Here is a 15,219-nt window from a genome sequence, read left to right as displayed (position 1 = left end):
CCGCACAAGCCCCCGTCGTATCGCGGAATCGGAAGCCGCGGCACGGCGGGTGACGCCCGCCCCGTCGCAGGGTCCGGAAGCCCCCGGCGGGGCGGGCACCTCAAGGAGAACAGGACGATGGACGCTACCGACGACAGGGCACTGCCCGTCCCGCCACCCTTCATGTTCGGGTGCGGCGAGTGCACGGCACTGCTGGTCAGCCTTGCCAAGCAGATCAAGCGGGACGCGGGCTTCGTTGACGCACAGCTCATGGTGGCCAGGCACATCGTCGAAGCCCACCCGGACGATGTCCCCCCCGCCGCATACCCGCGGCTGCGACCAGTGCCCCAGCTACGCCCGTCGCCAGGACGACGCGGATGCCTGGGCGGAACACCGGGCCCGCGACCTGTTTCTGCCGAAAGGCGTTGCCAGGCTGCTGTAGCCGATGGCGTGCCCCAAGAACTCCGGCCCCTGATCCGTCCAGAGACGAGGGGCCGGGCCCTAAGAGAAACACCCAAGGACAGAGAGGAACTTCGGAATGACAGTGGCTCCTGAGAGGCCGGTCGCTCTGCGGTGCGGCCAGGACCTCGTGACGCCTGCGCTGTTCGAGCGGCTGACCGACTTCTGCGCGCAGGAGTACGGACTGGAGCGCGGCGTCGCCGCACGCATCCAGGACCAGGCCATCGCCATGTGCTACACGATGGGCGTCACCCGGTCCGGCGACACCATGGCGCCGTCGGCGGCGGTCGACCCCGGCTGGCACACCTTCATGCTCCACACCGAGGAGTACGCCACCTGGTGCATGGAGCAGTTCGGCTACTTCCTGCACCACCGGCCCAACAGCAAGACGCGCACCCGCGGCCTGATGACCAACACGGTCGACAAGATCCGCGCGCAGGGGTTCGAGGTCGACGACCGGCTGTGGGGGACCGCAGCCGAGTGCAACCCGCCGACCTGCTGCGGCGACGGTCCCTGCTGCTGATGCCGGCCACTGTCAGTGGCAGCCGCTAGAGTCCGGCCCCACGATCCGGGCTTGTAAGTACAAATTGGGAGTTTTCATGGCGACCGCTGAAGCTGCCAAGGGCCGCGGCCGGGTGACCGTCTTCAGCATGTTCGGGCCCGTCTTCGCCTACGCGAGCAGGCTCGTAGACGGCCAGCAGCTCGCCTTCGTCGGCCCGCTCACGCCGGGCGTCTCGTGGCGCAGGCTGTGGGCAGATCGCCGACCGGTGCTGCCGCGAAAGGGACACCGAGGCGGAGAAGGCTCGGTGGATCGTCACGCAGGCCAACCGCTCGTTCATCTGCGGCAGCGACGTCGTCGTGAAGCTCCCCGAAGCCGACTGGGAGATGGAGGCCGGAGGCTGGCAGGTGGACATCGGCACCTGGTGCAACCAGAACGTGCTGGTGACCGGGAACTTCGCTGTGCCGGTGCTCACCGACGAACAGATCGCGCCGAAGCCGACCGCCTATCCCCACTACGCGGACTGACGCCCCGACCACTCTCACTCTCGCGAAGGTCAAGTGGTCGAGACGCCGGGCTCCCGACCCATGGAAAGGAGGGGAACATGACGCCGATCGTAGTCGCAGCCAGGTTACCCGCGCTGCGGTGCATTGCTGCCCGGTAAAGAGCCGGGCAGCGCCAGAGCGGCCCCGCTCGTCTGCTCCCCTCGTGGCGGATGGGCGGGGCCTTCTGTTGCTCAGGTCAGCGCGTGAGATCGGAGACCGGCGTGCCGAGAGTCGCGGCGATCTTCAGCAGGTCGCTGTATCGGGCGTCGGTTTCACCCGACTCGATGCGCTGGAGGTGGCTGCGGCTCAGGCCGGTGGCTTCACAGAGGGATTCCTGCGTGTGGTGGGCGGCGGCTCGTCGGTCGCCGATGCGTTCGCCCAGCTCGCGGCGCTGCTCATGGTCATATGTCAGCGTCAGCCCAGATGCTTTTACTGACGGTTCGTCAGAGAGGCCGGGTGGCTCTGTTGTCCGCCCCGCGGTGGTCCCGGAAGGCCATGGCGGGGCGGGCACAGGATGGGCGATGCGCCCCCGCCGGGACGGTTCACCCGGGGTGTGTTCGGCGCGGCCGGTGAATATGCCAGCCACACCCTTCCGAATCCTGGGTTCCGGTAGCAAACTGCTACTGTTCCACCAGCCCCGCCGCGCGCGCAGGTCCGGAAGCCTTCCCGCGCGGCGGGGCTTTCGCGCGTTCGGCGGGCCGACGTGAGCTGTCATCCCAGTTCTAGTGGTGTTTTGTATTTCATCCCGATGGCCGATACCTGGAGGTCCCCTAGCCTGCGCCTCTGCATGGGAGATCCCTTCCTGCACACTCGATGGTCGTTTCCGCACGGCACGAGGGCCTTCCTCCATCTAGCGACGGATTACGGCACCCGGCATCCCGTACGGGACGCCGGGTGAGCTGCTCTCCCGTACCGGGTGTCCGCGACGTTACGAGCTGGAGCGCGCTCGAAGTCAAGCCCGCTCCGCGCCGGGCTGCGGACGGAGCCGCACGGGCAGCTCGAACAGGTCGTTCTGCGTGACGACCGGCTTGTTGCGCAGTTCAGTGGCGGGCACCGCCAGGTCCAGGCCGGGGAAGCGGGCGTACAGGGCGGGCAGGGCGACCCCCGCCTCCAGGCGGGACAGCGCGGCGCCCGGGCACACGTGCGGACCGTGCCCGAAGGAGATGTGACGGGTCGACGGCTCGCGGGTGATGTCGAACTCCCCGGCGGTCGGGCCGTGGGCCTGCTCGTCGCGGCCGATCGCGCCGTACGACACGATGAGCGCGTCCCCGGCCGGGATCACCCGGTCGCCGACCGGGACGTCCTCGGTGGCGAACCGGATCAGGACGTGGGAGGTCGGGGTCGCGTGGCGCAGGGTCTCCTCGATCACCGCCGGCCAGTCGGCCCGGCCGGACAGCACCAGGTCCCGCTGGTCGGGGTGGGTGGACAGGCCGACGACGGCGTTGACGATCAGCGAGATGGTCGTCTCGTGGCCCGCCGCCACCATCAACTGCAGCGTGGAGACGATCTCCTCGTCGGTGAGGCGGTCGCCGTCCTGAGAGGCGAGGATCAGCGCGCTGGTCAGGTCGTCGCCCGGCTCGGCCCGCTTCGCCGCCACCGCCTCCGTCATGATTCCCGCCAGCTCGGTGAGGGTCGCCACGACCTCGTGCGGCGGGGTCTGCGTGGAGAAGAACCTCTCGAACAGCACTTTCAGCCGGGGCAGCCGCGCCTCCTCGATGCCCATGAGGTCGGCGATGACGTACATGGGCAGCGGGTAGGCGAACGCCGCCTTCAGGTCGACGGTCGAGCCGTCCGTGGGCAGCGCGTCCAGCAGGTCCTGGGTCAGCTTCTCGATCCGCCCGCGCATCCGCTCCACCCGGCGCGGGGTGAGCGCCTGCGCGACCAGCGTGCGCAGCCGGCGGTGGTCGGCGCCGTCCACCGTGAGCATGGAACGGCCCGGGTTGGCCAGGCCGATCAGCGGCCAGTCCGCGGGGATCTCGCCCCGCTGCCAGGCCCCCCACACATTGATGTCCTTCACCAGCCGCGGATCGGTGAGCAGCGCCTTCGCCTCGGCGTGGCGGGTGACGGCCCACACCGGGACGCCGCCGGGCAGTTCGACGGCGGCGAGCGGGCCGGCCGCGCGCAGCGCCGCGCTCTCGGCGTCCAGGTCGGTGACGAAGGGGTCGAGGGCGATACGGGATGCTTCGGTACCGGTCGTCATCGTGACGTGCCTCCCAGGGCGGGGTCGGGGTACTGCGCCGGTCCCCGGGGCGAGCCCCGGACCCCCCGTGGAACAGCGGGCCGGCCGAGGCGGCGCGGGATCACAGGGCGGGTACGGCGCAGGATCACAGGGCGGGTACGGGGGTGAACCGGACGGGCAGCCTGGTCAGGCCTCCCAGCCAGGGCGAGGGCCGACGGGTGAGGGACTCGGCGGGCACCGCCAGGTCGATGTCCGGCAGCCGGTCCAGGACCACCTCGATGCCGGTCCGCGCGATCACCTCGGCGATCTCCTGCGCGGGGAACGGGCAGCGGTGCTCGCCGTGGCCGAAGGAGAAGTGCGCGTTGTTGCCGCCGGTCAGCGCGGAGGCGTCGGTCCGCACCTGCGGATCGGAGTTGGCGCCCTGGAGGCCGAGCAGCAGCAGATCACCGGCCCGGATCCGCAGGCCGCCGAGGTGTGTGTCCCGGGCGGCCCAGCGGCCCGCCACGTTCTGTGTGGGCGTGTCCTCCCACAGCACCTCGTTCATCGCCTCGGCGACGCTGTGCCGCCCGCCGAACAGCGAGGCGGCGAACCGGTCGTCGGTGAGCATCAGCCGCAGCGAGTTGCCGATCCAGTCGGCGGTCGGCTGGTGGCCGGCCGCCATCATCACCATCAGGTCCTGCATGATCTCGTCGCCGCTGAACCCGCTGTCGTCGGCGAGCATCCGGGAGACCACGTCGTCGGCGGGCTCCTTCGCGCGGTCCGCGAGCAACCGGCCCATGGAGGAGGCCAGATGGGCCTGCCCCGCCAGGGCCCGCTCCCGCCCGTCGATCATGTCGTTCAGGGCGGTGACCAGCCCGGGGCCGTCCTCGTCGGGGAAGCCGTACAGCCGGGCCAGGACCCGCACCGGCAGCAGCATCGCGTACTGCGCGACCAGATCGGCCTCGCCCTCGGCGCACAGCGCGTCGATCAGCTCATCCGCGAACCGCTCGGCGTGCTGCCGCAGTTCGGACGGGTCGACCGCCTCCAAGGCGTTGCCGACCATCGCCGCGCGCTGCCGGTGCCGTTCGCCGACGGTGTAGAGGATCGACGGCTGTCTGCGGCCGATCATCGGCAGCAGCGGCCAGTCCGCGGGGATGTTGTCCCACTGGTTCCACAGGTCCGAGTCCCGGCTGAACAGCGCCGGATCACCGGTGACCTGGTGCAGTTCCCGGTATCCGAGGACGAGCCAGGCCGGTATGTCGCCGTCGAGCAGCACCGGTACGACGGCGCCGTGGTCGCGCCGCATCTCCCGGTACAGACGGGCGGGTTCGGTCTGGAACCGGGGTCCGCTGAGCGGGACGGCATCGGGGGTGGTCACACGAACTCCTGTCGGGGCAGGCCCGTCCACGCGGACGGGTCGGCGTACCGGTTCTTCACGTGCTGCACCAGGGTGATCAGCACCTGCTTGCCCGACTCCCGGGAACGGGCGTCGCAGTCGACCAGCGGCACGCGTGGGTCCAGGTCGAGGGCCTCGCGGACGTCGTCGCCGGCGTGGACCGGGCCGCCGAAGTCGTTGCAGGCCACGATGAACGGCGTGCCGTGCTGCTCCAGCCGGTCGATCGCGTACCAGGAGTCGTCGATGCGGCGGGTGTCCACCAGCACGACCGCACCGAGTGTGCCGGAGAACAACCGGTCCCACAGGAACCAGAACCGCTCCTGGCCCGGCGCGCCGAACAGGTACAGCACGTTGCGCGCGTCCAGGGTGATCCGGCCGAAGTCGAAGGCGACCGTGGTGGCGGACTTGCCGCGCACCTGGCGGATGTCGTCCACCGCCTCACCGGCCTGGGTCATCGTCTCCTCCGTGGTGAGGGGACGGATCTCGCTGACCGAGCGGACCAGCGTGGTCTTGCCGACGCCGAAACCGCCCACGACCACGATCTTGAAACCCTGGTCGGCGGAGGCACCCAACGGGGTGCGGGCGTCAGAGGTTGCGGAGTCCAACGAGCACCTGCTCCAGGATGTCGGGGTCGGTTATGGCCGGCCGTTGCGGATGACGTGCGCTGACGCGGCCCGCCGCGAGCAGGTCGCACAACAGCACCCGGGTGATGCTCACGGGCAGCCGCAGCTCGGCGGCGATCTCCACCACCGAGGTGGGGGACCGGGTCAGCTTCAGGATCGCCACGTGCTCCGACTGCATGCCGGCCACCGGCTCCGACTCGGCGACCACGAGGGTGACCAGGTCGAAGGGGGTGTCGGAGCCGGTTCCGCTGCGTCCCTGGGTGAGGGTGTACAACCGGTCGGGGGCGTCGTCCCGGCCCGGCCGGTTCATGCCCGGACGGCTCATGAGGTACGGGGCGGAGCGGTCAGGTAGGCGCCGAGCTGCTCGACCAGTTCGCTCATGTTGTGGCCGACGACCCCGGCGTCCGCGTCCTCCGCGGAGATCACGGCCAGATGGGCGCCCGCACCCGCCTCCACGATGAACAGCACCCCGCCGTAGAACTCCGCCATCGCGGAGCGCACGCCCCCGCTTCCGTCGCCGAACTCCACGGACGCGCCGTGCGACAGCGACTGGATGCCGGCCGCGATCGCGGCGAGCTGGTCGGCCTGGTCGACACTCAGCTCCGGCGTACGGCACAGCTTCAGCCCGTCCCGGGACAGCACGAGCGCGTGCCGGGCACCCGGGGTCCTCTCCAGCAGGCCTTCCAGGAGCCAGGTGAGCTTGTCGTCGGCGGGTGGTCGGGCCGGTCATGAGGTGGAGTCGCCTTCCGGGTGCTGGTGCTGGTGCTGATGGGAGGAGGTGGTGGGGGAGCCCGGACCGGCGGTGCCCTGCGCGGAGCCGGAGGCGTGGTGGTCCTGGACCGGGAGTGCGGCGGGGTCGGCCGGCGCGGGGGCGGCGGTGTGGTGGCCCTGGGCCTGGGACGGGACGTGGCCGGCCGGCGCGGTGGTGTGGTCGTCCGGTGCGGGGGTGGGGGTGTGGTGGTCCTGGGGCGGGTCCTCGGTGCCCCCGTCCCGTGCGGGGGCCCGGTCCGCGGGTGTGGGCGCGGGGGCGGCCGGGGCGGGGCCGGGACGGTGGGTGCCGGGTGCGGACGGCCGTACCGCCTGGCGGAAGCTGCTGAAGCGGGCGGCACGGGTCCTGCCCTCCTCGGCGCCCGGTGCGCTGCGGGCTCCGGCGGCGCCGTGCGCGGACCGGGCGCGTTCCGCCTCGGCGAGCGTACGTCCCCGGCGCCGTCTGGGCAGCCCGGCCGGGCCCTCCTGCGGCGGTACGGCGGGCTCGTGGACCGGGGAGGCGTCCACGGCGGCCGGCGCCTGTGCCCGCACAGGCGGGCCGTTCTGCGGGCGCGGGGTCGGAGCGGCGGGGGCGGCCGGTGTGGCCGGTCCGGCCGGGGCGGGGCCGGTGAGGATGTCCTGCGGGATGAGCAGCAGCACGCCCGTGCCGCCCCGCGCCGACGGCCGGAACGACACTTTCAGGCCGTGTTTGCGGGCCAGCCGGCCGACCACGGCAAGCCCCAGCCGTGTACCGGTCAGACCGCCCAGCTCCGAGACGTCACCGGAGACCGCCCGCTCGGCGCGGCGTAGCTGCACCTCGCCCATCACCAGCCCGCTGTCCTCCACGGAGACGATGGCGCCGGCCGGCACCTCCTCCACGTAGACATGGACCTCCGCGTTGGGCGGCGAGAAGTTCGCAGCGTTGTCGAGCAGTTCGGCGAGGGCGTGCATCACGCCCTCGGCGGCGTGCCCGGCGACGGCGGCCTCGCTGGTCGAGTGCACCCGCACCCGCCGGTACCCGGCGATCCGGCCCATCGCGCCGCGCAGGATGGACTCCATCCCGATCGGCCGCGCCCACCGCCGGCCCGACCGGGCCCCGGTGAGGACGGCGATGGAGTCGGCGAGCCGGCCGGCCTGCGCGGTACGGTGATCGAGCTGGAGCAGGTCGGCGAGTACGTCCTCGCCGGTGTGCCGTTCCTCCATCGCCCGCAGGTCGGCGAGCGTGGCCGTGGCGAGCGCCTGCATCCGCGCGGCGGCGTTGGAGGTCGCGGAGACCGCGGCGGCCCGCTCCCGGCGGGCCCGGTCCAGCTCCTTCGACAGCCGGGCGTTGTCCTGCCCGAGCCGGTCCAGCTCGCGCGCGGCCTCCTCCTCCCGGCGTGCGCGTTCGGCCGCGAACGACTCCGTGAATTCGGTCCGCTGCCGGCCGAGTTCGTCGATGAGGCGCTGCTGTTCCTGGCGCGCCTCCTCGGTCGTGCGGGCCTGCTGCTGGAGCAGTCGACCGATGTCCTGGGTGGCGTTCTCCAGCCTGCGCCGGGCGTTCCGCGCGGTCCGCAGGGCGTGCGCGGCCGTGGCCACCGCCGCGCTGAGCAGGACCGCCGCCGTGCCGGCGCCCCAGGCGAGCGGGGTGCGCACCGAGCCGGGAGCCACCGCCACGGCCGTGCAGACCACGAGCGCCGACAGCACTCCCGTCAGGGCGAGGGCGGACACGAACGTGCGGAGGGAAGGTCGTTCGCCGGGATGGCTGGGCGCGGTCATCGGTCCGGTCTGGTCCTCGCGGCAGATGCGGGCAGTGGGGCTGGGAGACGTGCGGTCGGGAGGCGTGCGGCTGGTGCGTGGTGACACCGGTGGTGAACTGGCGGTCACTATACGAGAATTCGTGATCGAAACAGAAAGGTTCCTTGTCTGTTCCGGGAACTGGACGGTCATAGACGTGTGTTCAGCGGGAACGGGACGACTCGGATGCGTTCCGGCCGCCCGCCCGGGTCGCGCCCGCGGCGGTTCTTGACGCCCGCCCCGCCACTGAACTGTCATAGGCCGACCCCCGGGGCTACGGGGGTACACGGGAGGGGCGGGTCGGCCGGGGGAGATCCGTACACCTTTACGATGACGCCTGAAACGGACGCAGGACGGACAAACGCCTCGCCCCGCCGGACCACCGGGAGCGAGGTGAAAGGGGCGATGGAGATGACGGGGGAAGCGAAGGCGATGGGCTGCCGTGCCTCATGACCACTGAACCGCACGCCGGGCGGCCCCACCGGCCGCTCGTGCGGCTCGCCCGGTTCACCGGGCGCACGCTGCGGGGCGAGTGGCGGGCCATCGTCGTCGATCCCGTGCGGCAGCTCGTGCGGCGCGGACTGTCCGGGCTGCTGCTGGCGTTCGTCGCCGCGTTCGGTGTCGTCTTCTTCCACGACATCGCCCAGCACCCCACCGGGGCGATGTGGGTGCGGTGGCTCGGCGGCGTCGAGGCCGACCTGCCGCTGTGGCTGTCCCTGGCACGCACTCCCGTGTCGCTGTACGTCCCCGCCCTCGATCTGCCGGTGTGGGCGGGCATCACCCAGCTCTTCCTCGCCTTCGCCTGGGCCGAACTGACCCTCGGCCGGGCCCGGACCCTCGCGATCGCCTACGCCACCACCCTGGCCGGCACGCTCACCGCCCGCCTGATGATCGCGCTGGGGCCGGGCTGGTGGGGGTTCGGACTGCCGCCCGAGGCCGGGCACGTCCTCGACACCGGGCCGTCCGCGGCCGTCGTGGGCCTGTTCACCTATCTCGCGGTGATCCGGCGCGCGCCGGTGGTGTTCACGATGACCGGCGGCTCGATGGTGTGGGAGTCCATCGCCGTACCCAACCTGGCCGGCCGGGAGCACCTGGTCGCGGTGGGCGGGGCGATCGTCCTGGGGCTCCTGCACGGCCGCGGCGAGCGGCTGCGCGCCGCCGTACGGTCCTGGCCGCCCGCGTGGCGAACCGCTCACCCGCCCACCCGGCCCCCGACGGCCCCCGCCCCCTTTCTCGCCCGCACCGCCGCCCCGACTCCCGGCCGCACCGCCACCCCGGCCCCCGTCCCCGCGCCGCGCCCCGGCTCCGTCCCCGCGCCGAGCCCCAGCCCGGATACCGCACCCGGCCCCGCGCCGACCCGCCCCGTGCCGGCCCCCGTATCCCCGCCCGCCACCGCCGACCGCCCCGGAGCCGCCCGGCCGAAGGTTCACGCGCCGTTCCTCGATCGCTAGGGCCCGCGGCTGCTGTACCGGGCCGCAGGCTGCTGTACTGGTGATGTGGTGACCGCCCCCGGCGGGGCGAGGCGGCGCGCCCGTGTGGCGTCGCCCACCCCGTCGATGTGACGGTTTTCGCACCTCGACCCGCGCGGACACCCCCTAGGGTGGCCGCGAGATACGGCAGGCGTGGCCGACACCAGGGTGTTCGTCGCCGGCAGGCAGCTGAAGGGAATCCAGGATGTTCCGCAAGGTGCTGGTCGCCAACCGTGGAGAGATCGCGATCCGCGCGTTCCGGGCGGGCTACGAACTGGGCGCGCGCACCGTCGCCGTCTTCCCGCACGAGGACCGCAACTCACTGCACCGGCTGAAGGCCGACGAGGCGTACGAGATCGGCGAGCCCGGGCACCCCGTACGGGCCTACCTCTCCGTGGAGGAGATCGTGGCCGCCGCCCGCCGGGCCGGCGCCGACGCCGTCTACCCGGGATACGGCTTCCTGTCCGAGAACCCCGAACTGGCCCGCGCCTGCGAGGAGGCGGGCATCACGTTCGTCGGCCCGGACGCGGCCACGCTGGAGCTGACCGGCAACAAGGCCCGCGCGGTCGCCGCCGCCCGCGCCGCCGGAGTGCCCGTACTCGGCTCCTCCGCACCCTCCACCGACGTGGACGAACTGGTGCGCGCCGCCGATGAGGTCGGCTTCCCCGTCTTCGTCAAGGCGGTCGCGGGCGGCGGCGGACGCGGCATGCGCCGCGTCGCGGAGCCGGCCCAACTGCGCGAGTCCATCGAGGCCGCCTCCCGCGAGGCCGCCTCCGCGTTCGGCGACCCGACGGTGTTCCTGGAGAAGGCCGTCGTCGACCCGCGCCACATCGAGGTGCAGATCCTCGCCGACGGCGAGGGCGAGGTCATCCACCTGTACGAGCGGGACTGCTCGGTGCAGCGTCGCCACCAGAAGGTCATCGAGCTGGCCCCCGCGCCCAACCTGGACCCGGGCCTGCGCGACCGGATCTGCGCCGACGCCGTACGCTTCGCCCGCGAGATCGGCTACCGCAACGCCGGCACCGTGGAGTTCCTCCTCGACCGCGACGGCAACCACGTCTTCATCGAGATGAACCCGCGCATCCAGGTCGAGCACACCGTGACCGAGGAGGTCACCGACGTCGACCTGGTCCAGGCCCAGCTCCGGATCGCCGCCGGCGAGACCCTCGCCGACCTCGGCCTCGCCCAGGACACCGTCACCCTGCGCGGCGCCGCCCTCCAGTGCCGCATCACCACCGAGGACCCCGCCAACGGCTTCCGCCCCGACACCGGCCGGATCAGCGCCTACCGCTCGCCGGGCGGCTCCGGCATCCGGCTCGACGGCGGCACCACCCACGCCGGTACGGAGATCAGCGCGCACTTCGACTCGATGCTGGTCAAGCTCACCTGCCGGGGCCGGGACTTCCAGGCCGCGATCGGCCGGGCCCGGCGCGCGGTCGCCGAGTTCCGCATCCGGGGCGTGGCCACCAACATCCCCTTCCTCCAGGCCGTCCTGGACGACCCCGACTTCCGGGCGGGCCGGGTCACCACCTCCTTCATCGAGGAGCGCCCGCACCTCCTGACGTCCCGCTCCTCCGCCGACCGCGGCACCAAGCTGCTCACCTACCTCGCCGACGTCACCGTCAACAAGCCGCACGGCGCCCGGCCCGACGTGCTCGACCCGCTGACCAAGCTGCCGGCGCTGCCCGCGGGCGAGCCGCCCGCCGGATCGCGGCAGCGCCTGGTGGAACTCGGCCCCGAGGGCTTCGCCCGGCACCTGCGGCAGTCGCCGACGATCGGCGTCACCGACACCACCTTCCGCGACGCCCACCAGTCCCTGCTCGCCACCCGGGTGCGAACGAAGGACCTCCTCGCCGTCGCCCCGGCCGTCGCCCGCACCCTGCCCGAGCTGCTCTCCCTGGAGTGCTGGGGCGGCGCCACCTACGACGTCGCGCTGCGCTTCCTCGCCGAGGACCCCTGGGAGCGGCTGGCCGCCCTGCGCGAGGCCGTCCCCAACATCTGCCTCCAGATGCTGCTGCGCGGGCGCAACACCGTCGGCTACACCCCGTACCCGACCGAGGTGACCGACGCCTTCGTACAGGAGGCCGCCGCCACCGGCATCGACATCTTCCGCATCTTCGACGCCCTCAACGACGTCGGCCAGATGCGTCCCGCCATCGAGGCCGTACGGGAGACGGGCACGGCGATCGCCGAGGTCGCCCTCTGCTACACCGCGGACCTCAACGACCCGGCCGAGCGGCTCTACACCCTCGACTACTACCTGCGCCTCGCCGAGCAGATCGTCGACGCCGGCGCGCACATCCTCGCCGTCAAGGACATGGCCGGCCTGCTGCGCGCCCCCGCCGCCGCCAAGCTGGTCTCGGCGCTGCGCCGGGAGTTCGACCTGCCGGTGCACCTGCACACCCACGACACCGCGGGCGGCCAGCTCGCCACCTACCTCGCCGCGATCCAGGCGGGCGCCGACGCGGTGGACGGGGCGGTGGCCTCCATGGCCGGTACGACCTCGCAGCCGTCGCTGTCCGCGATCGTCGCCGCCACCGACCACTCCGAGCGGCCCACCGGCCTGGACCTCCAGGCCGTCGGCGACCTGGAGCCGTACTGGGAGGGCGTCCGCAAGATCTACGCCCCCTTCGAGGCGGGTCTGGCCTCGCCGACCGGCCGTGTCTACCACCACGAGATCCCCGGCGGCCAGCTCTCCAACCTGCGCACCCAGGCCGTCGCCCTCGGCCTCGGCGACCGCTTCGAGGACATCGAGGCGATGTACGCCGCCGCCGACCGCATCCTCGGCCGGCTGGTCAAGGTCACCCCGTCCTCCAAGGTGGTCGGCGACCTGGCCCTGCACCTGGTCGGCGCCGGCGTCTCCCCGGATGCCTTCGAGGCGACCCCCGACCGGTTCGACATCCCCGACTCGGTGATCGGCTTCCTCCGCGGCGAGCTGGGCACCCCGCCCGGCGGCTGGCCGGAGCCGTTCCGCACCAAGGCGCTCCAGGGCCGGGCCGCGTCCAAGCCCGTCCCCGAGCTGTCCGCCGAGGACCGCGACGGGCTGGCCAAGGACCGCCGGGCCACCCTCAACCGGCTGCTGTTCCCCGGCCCGACCCGTGAGTTCGACACGCACCGCCAGACCTTCGGCGACACCAGCGTGCTGGACAGCAAGGCGTTCTTCTACGGCCTGCGCCCGGGCAAGGAGTACGCCGTCGACCTGGAGCCCGGCGTCCGGCTGCTGATCGAGCTGCAGGCGGTCGGCGAGGCCGACGAGCGCGGTCTGCGGACCGTGATGTCCACGCTCAACGGCCAGCTCCGGCCCATCCAGGTCCGCGACCGGGCCGCCGCCTCCGACATCCCGGTGACGGAGAAGGCCGACCGCGGTGACCCCGGCCATGTCGCGGCGCCCTTCGCCGGCGTGGTGACCCTCGCGGTCACCGAGGGCGACGAGGTGGCGGCCGGTGCCACGATCGCCACCATCGAGGCGATGAAGATGGAGGCCACGATCACCGCCCCGAAGGCCGGCCGGGTGTCCCGCCTGGCCATCAACCGCATCCAGCAGGTCGAGGGCGGCGACCTCCTCGCCGAACTGACCTGACCGCACCGCCCCGCTGCCCCGGCCGGTCACCGCCCGGCCCCGCCGCCGCACGGCCCAGCCGGGCCCCGGCCGCCGTCGGGCACCGAGTCCGACCGGGTACCGAGTCCGACCAGGTACCCCCGAGTCCGACCGGGTACCGTCCCGACCGAACCCGGTATCCGGCCGGATTCCGTATCCGGCCGGGTACCGGGCCCGCTCCGTACCGGCCCGGTGGCCGGCCGTGCGCCGCGGGCTCGGCACCGGAGCGGCACCGGCGTGTGCCGCTCGTCGGCTACCGGTGGTCGACGAGGTGACGCAGGCGGGCCAGGAGCAGGTTGGGGTCCCGCCGGGTGACGTACGCGCCGCTCGGCACATACACGGTCCGGCCGCGCACGGCCACGGCGGTCGGGTTGGACAGCCCGTCCTGTGCGGTGAGCACGGTCGTCGCGGTACCGTCCGGGCGGACCAGGAGCACCCTGCTGCCGGCGTTCAGCGCGGCGAGCACGCTCCTGCCCTGCCCGGGGAAGGCGAAGTCGTCGATGTCTTGGAGCCCGGTGGCGCGGATCTCGACCGGGCCGGCGGAGCCGTCCGGGCCGACGGGGACGCGCAGCAGCGTGCCCCGGTCGCTGTTGGACACCCAGACGGCACCGCGCTGCACCTTGATGCCGTTGGCGCCGAAGCCCGAGGCGGGCGGCGCGGGGAGCGGGGCGAGCGCCGTGTCCGTCGTCCACTCCGTGGCCGTTCCGCCGGCCTGCGGGACGCTCCAGACCGTGCCGCGCACCGAGTCGGCCGCGTACAGCACGCCCAGGCGCTCGTCGAGGGCCAGCCCGTTGGGCAGCCCGTCCGCCGGCAGCGCCGCGATCCGCTGCGGCGCGCCGCCGGTGGGGGAGAGGCGCCAGATGCCGGTGGCGCTGGTGCCGGTGGCGTAGTTGACGTACAGCGTGCCGTCGTGGGCGCGCGCGATGCCGGTGACGACGGCGCTGTGCATGAGCGGCGTCGCGGGGTTCGCCACGGCGGGCAGGGTCGCGAGGATCCGGGTCTGCCCGTCGGGGGTGACATGGGCGATCTGCCGGGCGAGGGCGAAGGTCAGGTCGGCGGAGCCGTCGGGTTCCAGGGCGATGTTCTCGGGTGTCTGCCGGGCGGCCGGGTCGAAGTGGGCGACGACGCGCGCGGCGGTGACGACCGGGTCGGTGCCGGGTGCGGGCGCCGCGGTGACCAGGCCGAGCGCGAGCACGGCCGTGGCGGTACCGGCCAGGCGGGGGAGCGGGGGCATGTGACCTCTTTTCGGTCGGCGCGCGGGGCGCCGGCGTGCGGGGTCACACCACCATGAGGGGGTGCGGGCGGCCGGGGAGGGGAGCCGGGGCCGGGACGTCGCCCACGCGGCCCACCTCCCGGCACCGGACGCGGCGCGCCCGGGTGACGGCCGGCCGTGTCAGTCCCAGAGCGGGTACGTCATGACCCGCTGGAAGCCCTCCGGGAGGGCGCCGGTGTAGGTCAGGCTCATCCGGGTGTAGTGCCGGACACCGGGGTCCTTCTTCCAGGGCTGGGGGTCCTCCAGCCGCACGGTCACCGCGTAGCGCCGGAACGTGCCGGCGGCGCAGTAGGGCTTGCAGTCGTTGAGCAGGTTCACGCCCGCCGCGGTCGCCGCCTGACCGCTCCATCGCGACCAGCGCAGTCCGGTGAGGCGGCTGTTGCCGTCGCCGCAGGCCAGGATGAAGTCGGTGGGGCGGACGGTGCGGTGCCACAGGCAGTCGACGAGGACGGGCTTGGGGTGCGCGGCCGACCGGTGGACCGCGGGCGGCGCACTCGCCGAGGCCGTCGTCACGGCCGCTGTCAGCAGTACGCCTGCCGCCAGGGTGACCGTCGTTCCCATCACTGATCCGCGCATGGCCGCTCCCACCCGTCGTGCTGTGTCCGACCGGCGTGCACTAGACGCTACGACCGTCCCGCCGTTTGCACCAGTCCCGCAGGTGGGGGCGGGTACCGGTGGCGTTCCGACGCCCCGCCCCGAG

The 15,219-nt window shown here is 73.1% G+C and carries 12 protein-coding genes and 1 pseudogene; 4 read left to right on the top strand and 9 right to left on the bottom strand.

What is annotated here, in order from left to right; translation table 11 throughout:
- Positions 1-517 precede the first annotated feature (517 nt).
- Both D9753_RS02295 and D9753_RS36305 read left to right on the top strand, forming a co-directional pair.
- Positions 518-961: a glycine-rich domain-containing protein gene (locus D9753_RS02295; protein ID WP_121785485.1), complete on the top strand. Its 444-nt coding sequence runs from the start codon at positions 518-520 to the stop codon at positions 959-961.
- Positions 962-1,296: 335 nt separating this feature from the next.
- Positions 1,297-1,464 carry a hypothetical protein gene (locus D9753_RS36305; RefSeq protein WP_163010596.1) on the top strand — a complete coding sequence of 56 codons (168 nt, stop codon included), beginning with the start codon at positions 1,297-1,299 and terminating at the stop codon, positions 1,462-1,464.
- Positions 1,465-1,678: 214 nt separating this feature from the next.
- Here D9753_RS36305 and D9753_RS36300 read toward each other — a convergent pair whose 3' ends face one another.
- From D9753_RS36300 to D9753_RS02260, 7 genes and pseudogenes are all read right to left on the bottom strand, one after another.
- Positions 1,679-2,068, bottom strand: coding sequence for a helix-turn-helix domain-containing protein (locus D9753_RS36300; RefSeq protein WP_163010595.1), 390 nt, complete (start codon positions 2,066-2,068; stop codon positions 1,679-1,681).
- Between the two features lie 366 nt (positions 2,069-2,434).
- The gene (locus D9753_RS02285) at positions 2,435-3,682 is read right to left on the bottom strand and encodes a cytochrome P450 family protein (protein ID WP_121785483.1); all 1,248 of its coding nucleotides are present in this window, start codon (positions 3,680-3,682) and stop codon (positions 2,435-2,437) included.
- Positions 3,683-3,806: 124 nt separating this feature from the next.
- A complete protein-coding gene (locus tag D9753_RS02280) occupies positions 3,807-5,018 on the bottom strand; it encodes a cytochrome P450 (RefSeq protein ID WP_121785482.1) in 1,212 nt (403 codons plus the stop codon).
- Entirely contained in the window at positions 5,015-5,641 is a 627-nt protein-coding gene (locus D9753_RS02275; RefSeq protein WP_394346675.1) for a GTP-binding protein, read from the bottom strand. The genes D9753_RS02280 and D9753_RS02275 overlap by 4 nt, the downstream gene beginning before the upstream one ends.
- Positions 5,622-5,969 (bottom strand): DUF742 domain-containing protein, encoded by a 348-nt coding sequence (locus tag D9753_RS02270; protein ID WP_121785480.1) that lies wholly within the window; start codon positions 5,967-5,969, stop codon positions 5,622-5,624. The genes D9753_RS02275 and D9753_RS02270 overlap by 20 nt, the downstream gene beginning before the upstream one ends.
- Positions 5,970-5,980: 11 nt before the next feature.
- Positions 5,981-6,389: pseudogene (locus D9753_RS02265) on the bottom strand (roadblock/LC7 domain-containing protein).
- Entirely contained in the window at positions 6,386-8,161 is a 1,776-nt protein-coding gene (locus D9753_RS02260) for a sensor histidine kinase (RefSeq protein ID WP_121785478.1), read from the bottom strand. The pseudogene D9753_RS02265 and the gene D9753_RS02260 overlap by 4 nt, the downstream one beginning before the upstream one ends.
- A 467-nt stretch (positions 8,162-8,628) precedes the next feature.
- Between D9753_RS02260 and D9753_RS02255 the strand changes: the two genes are divergently transcribed.
- Together D9753_RS02255 and D9753_RS02250 are read left to right on the top strand one after the other, a co-directional pair.
- A complete protein-coding gene (locus tag D9753_RS02255) occupies positions 8,629-9,630 on the top strand; it encodes a hypothetical protein (RefSeq protein ID WP_240468526.1) in 1,002 nt (333 codons plus the stop codon).
- Between the two features lie 223 nt (positions 9,631-9,853).
- Positions 9,854-13,228 (top strand): pyruvate carboxylase, encoded by a 3,375-nt coding sequence (locus D9753_RS02250; protein WP_121785477.1) that lies wholly within the window; start codon positions 9,854-9,856, stop codon positions 13,226-13,228.
- A gap of 271 nt (positions 13,229-13,499) precedes the next feature.
- Here D9753_RS02250 and D9753_RS02245 read toward each other — a convergent pair whose 3' ends face one another.
- On the bottom strand, positions 13,500-14,480 hold the full coding sequence (locus D9753_RS02245; protein WP_121785476.1) for an SMP-30/gluconolactonase/LRE family protein: 981 nt from the start codon (positions 14,478-14,480) through the stop codon (positions 13,500-13,502).
- Between the two features lie 159 nt (positions 14,481-14,639).
- On the bottom strand, positions 14,640-15,095 hold the full coding sequence (locus D9753_RS02240; protein ID WP_121785475.1) for a hypothetical protein: 456 nt from the start codon (positions 15,093-15,095) through the stop codon (positions 14,640-14,642).
- Positions 15,096-15,219 lie beyond the last annotated feature (124 nt).

Source organism: Streptomyces dangxiongensis, assembly GCF_003675325.1.
Classification (GTDB): Bacteria; Actinomycetota; Actinomycetes; order Streptomycetales; family Streptomycetaceae; genus Streptomyces; species Streptomyces dangxiongensis.
This window is presented reverse-complemented; position numbering and strand designations above follow the sequence as displayed.

Excerpts from the sequence above, each read along its gene's own strand:
- D9753_RS02295 (WP_121785485.1), top strand. The coding sequence starts at position 518 with ATGACAGTGGCTCCTGAGAGGCCGGTCGCTCTGCGGTGCGGCCAGGAC.
- D9753_RS02285 (WP_121785483.1), bottom strand. The coding sequence starts at position 3,682 with ATGACGACCGGTACCGAAGCATCCCGTATCGCCCTCGACCCCTTCGTC.
- D9753_RS02270 (WP_121785480.1), bottom strand. The coding sequence starts at position 5,969 with ATGAACCGGCCGGGCCGGGACGACGCCCCCGACCGGTTGTACACCCTC.
- D9753_RS02260 (WP_121785478.1), bottom strand. The coding sequence starts at position 8,161 with ATGACCGCGCCCAGCCATCCCGGCGAACGACCTTCCCTCCGCACGTTC.
- D9753_RS02255 (WP_240468526.1), top strand. The coding sequence starts at position 8,629 with ATGACCACTGAACCGCACGCCGGGCGGCCCCACCGGCCGCTCGTGCGG.
- D9753_RS02250 (WP_121785477.1), top strand. The coding sequence starts at position 9,854 with ATGTTCCGCAAGGTGCTGGTCGCCAACCGTGGAGAGATCGCGATCCGC.
- D9753_RS02245 (WP_121785476.1), bottom strand. The coding sequence starts at position 14,480 with ATGCCCCCGCTCCCCCGCCTGGCCGGTACCGCCACGGCCGTGCTCGCG.
- D9753_RS02240 (WP_121785475.1), bottom strand. The coding sequence starts at position 15,095 with ATGCGCGGATCAGTGATGGGAACGACGGTCACCCTGGCGGCAGGCGTA.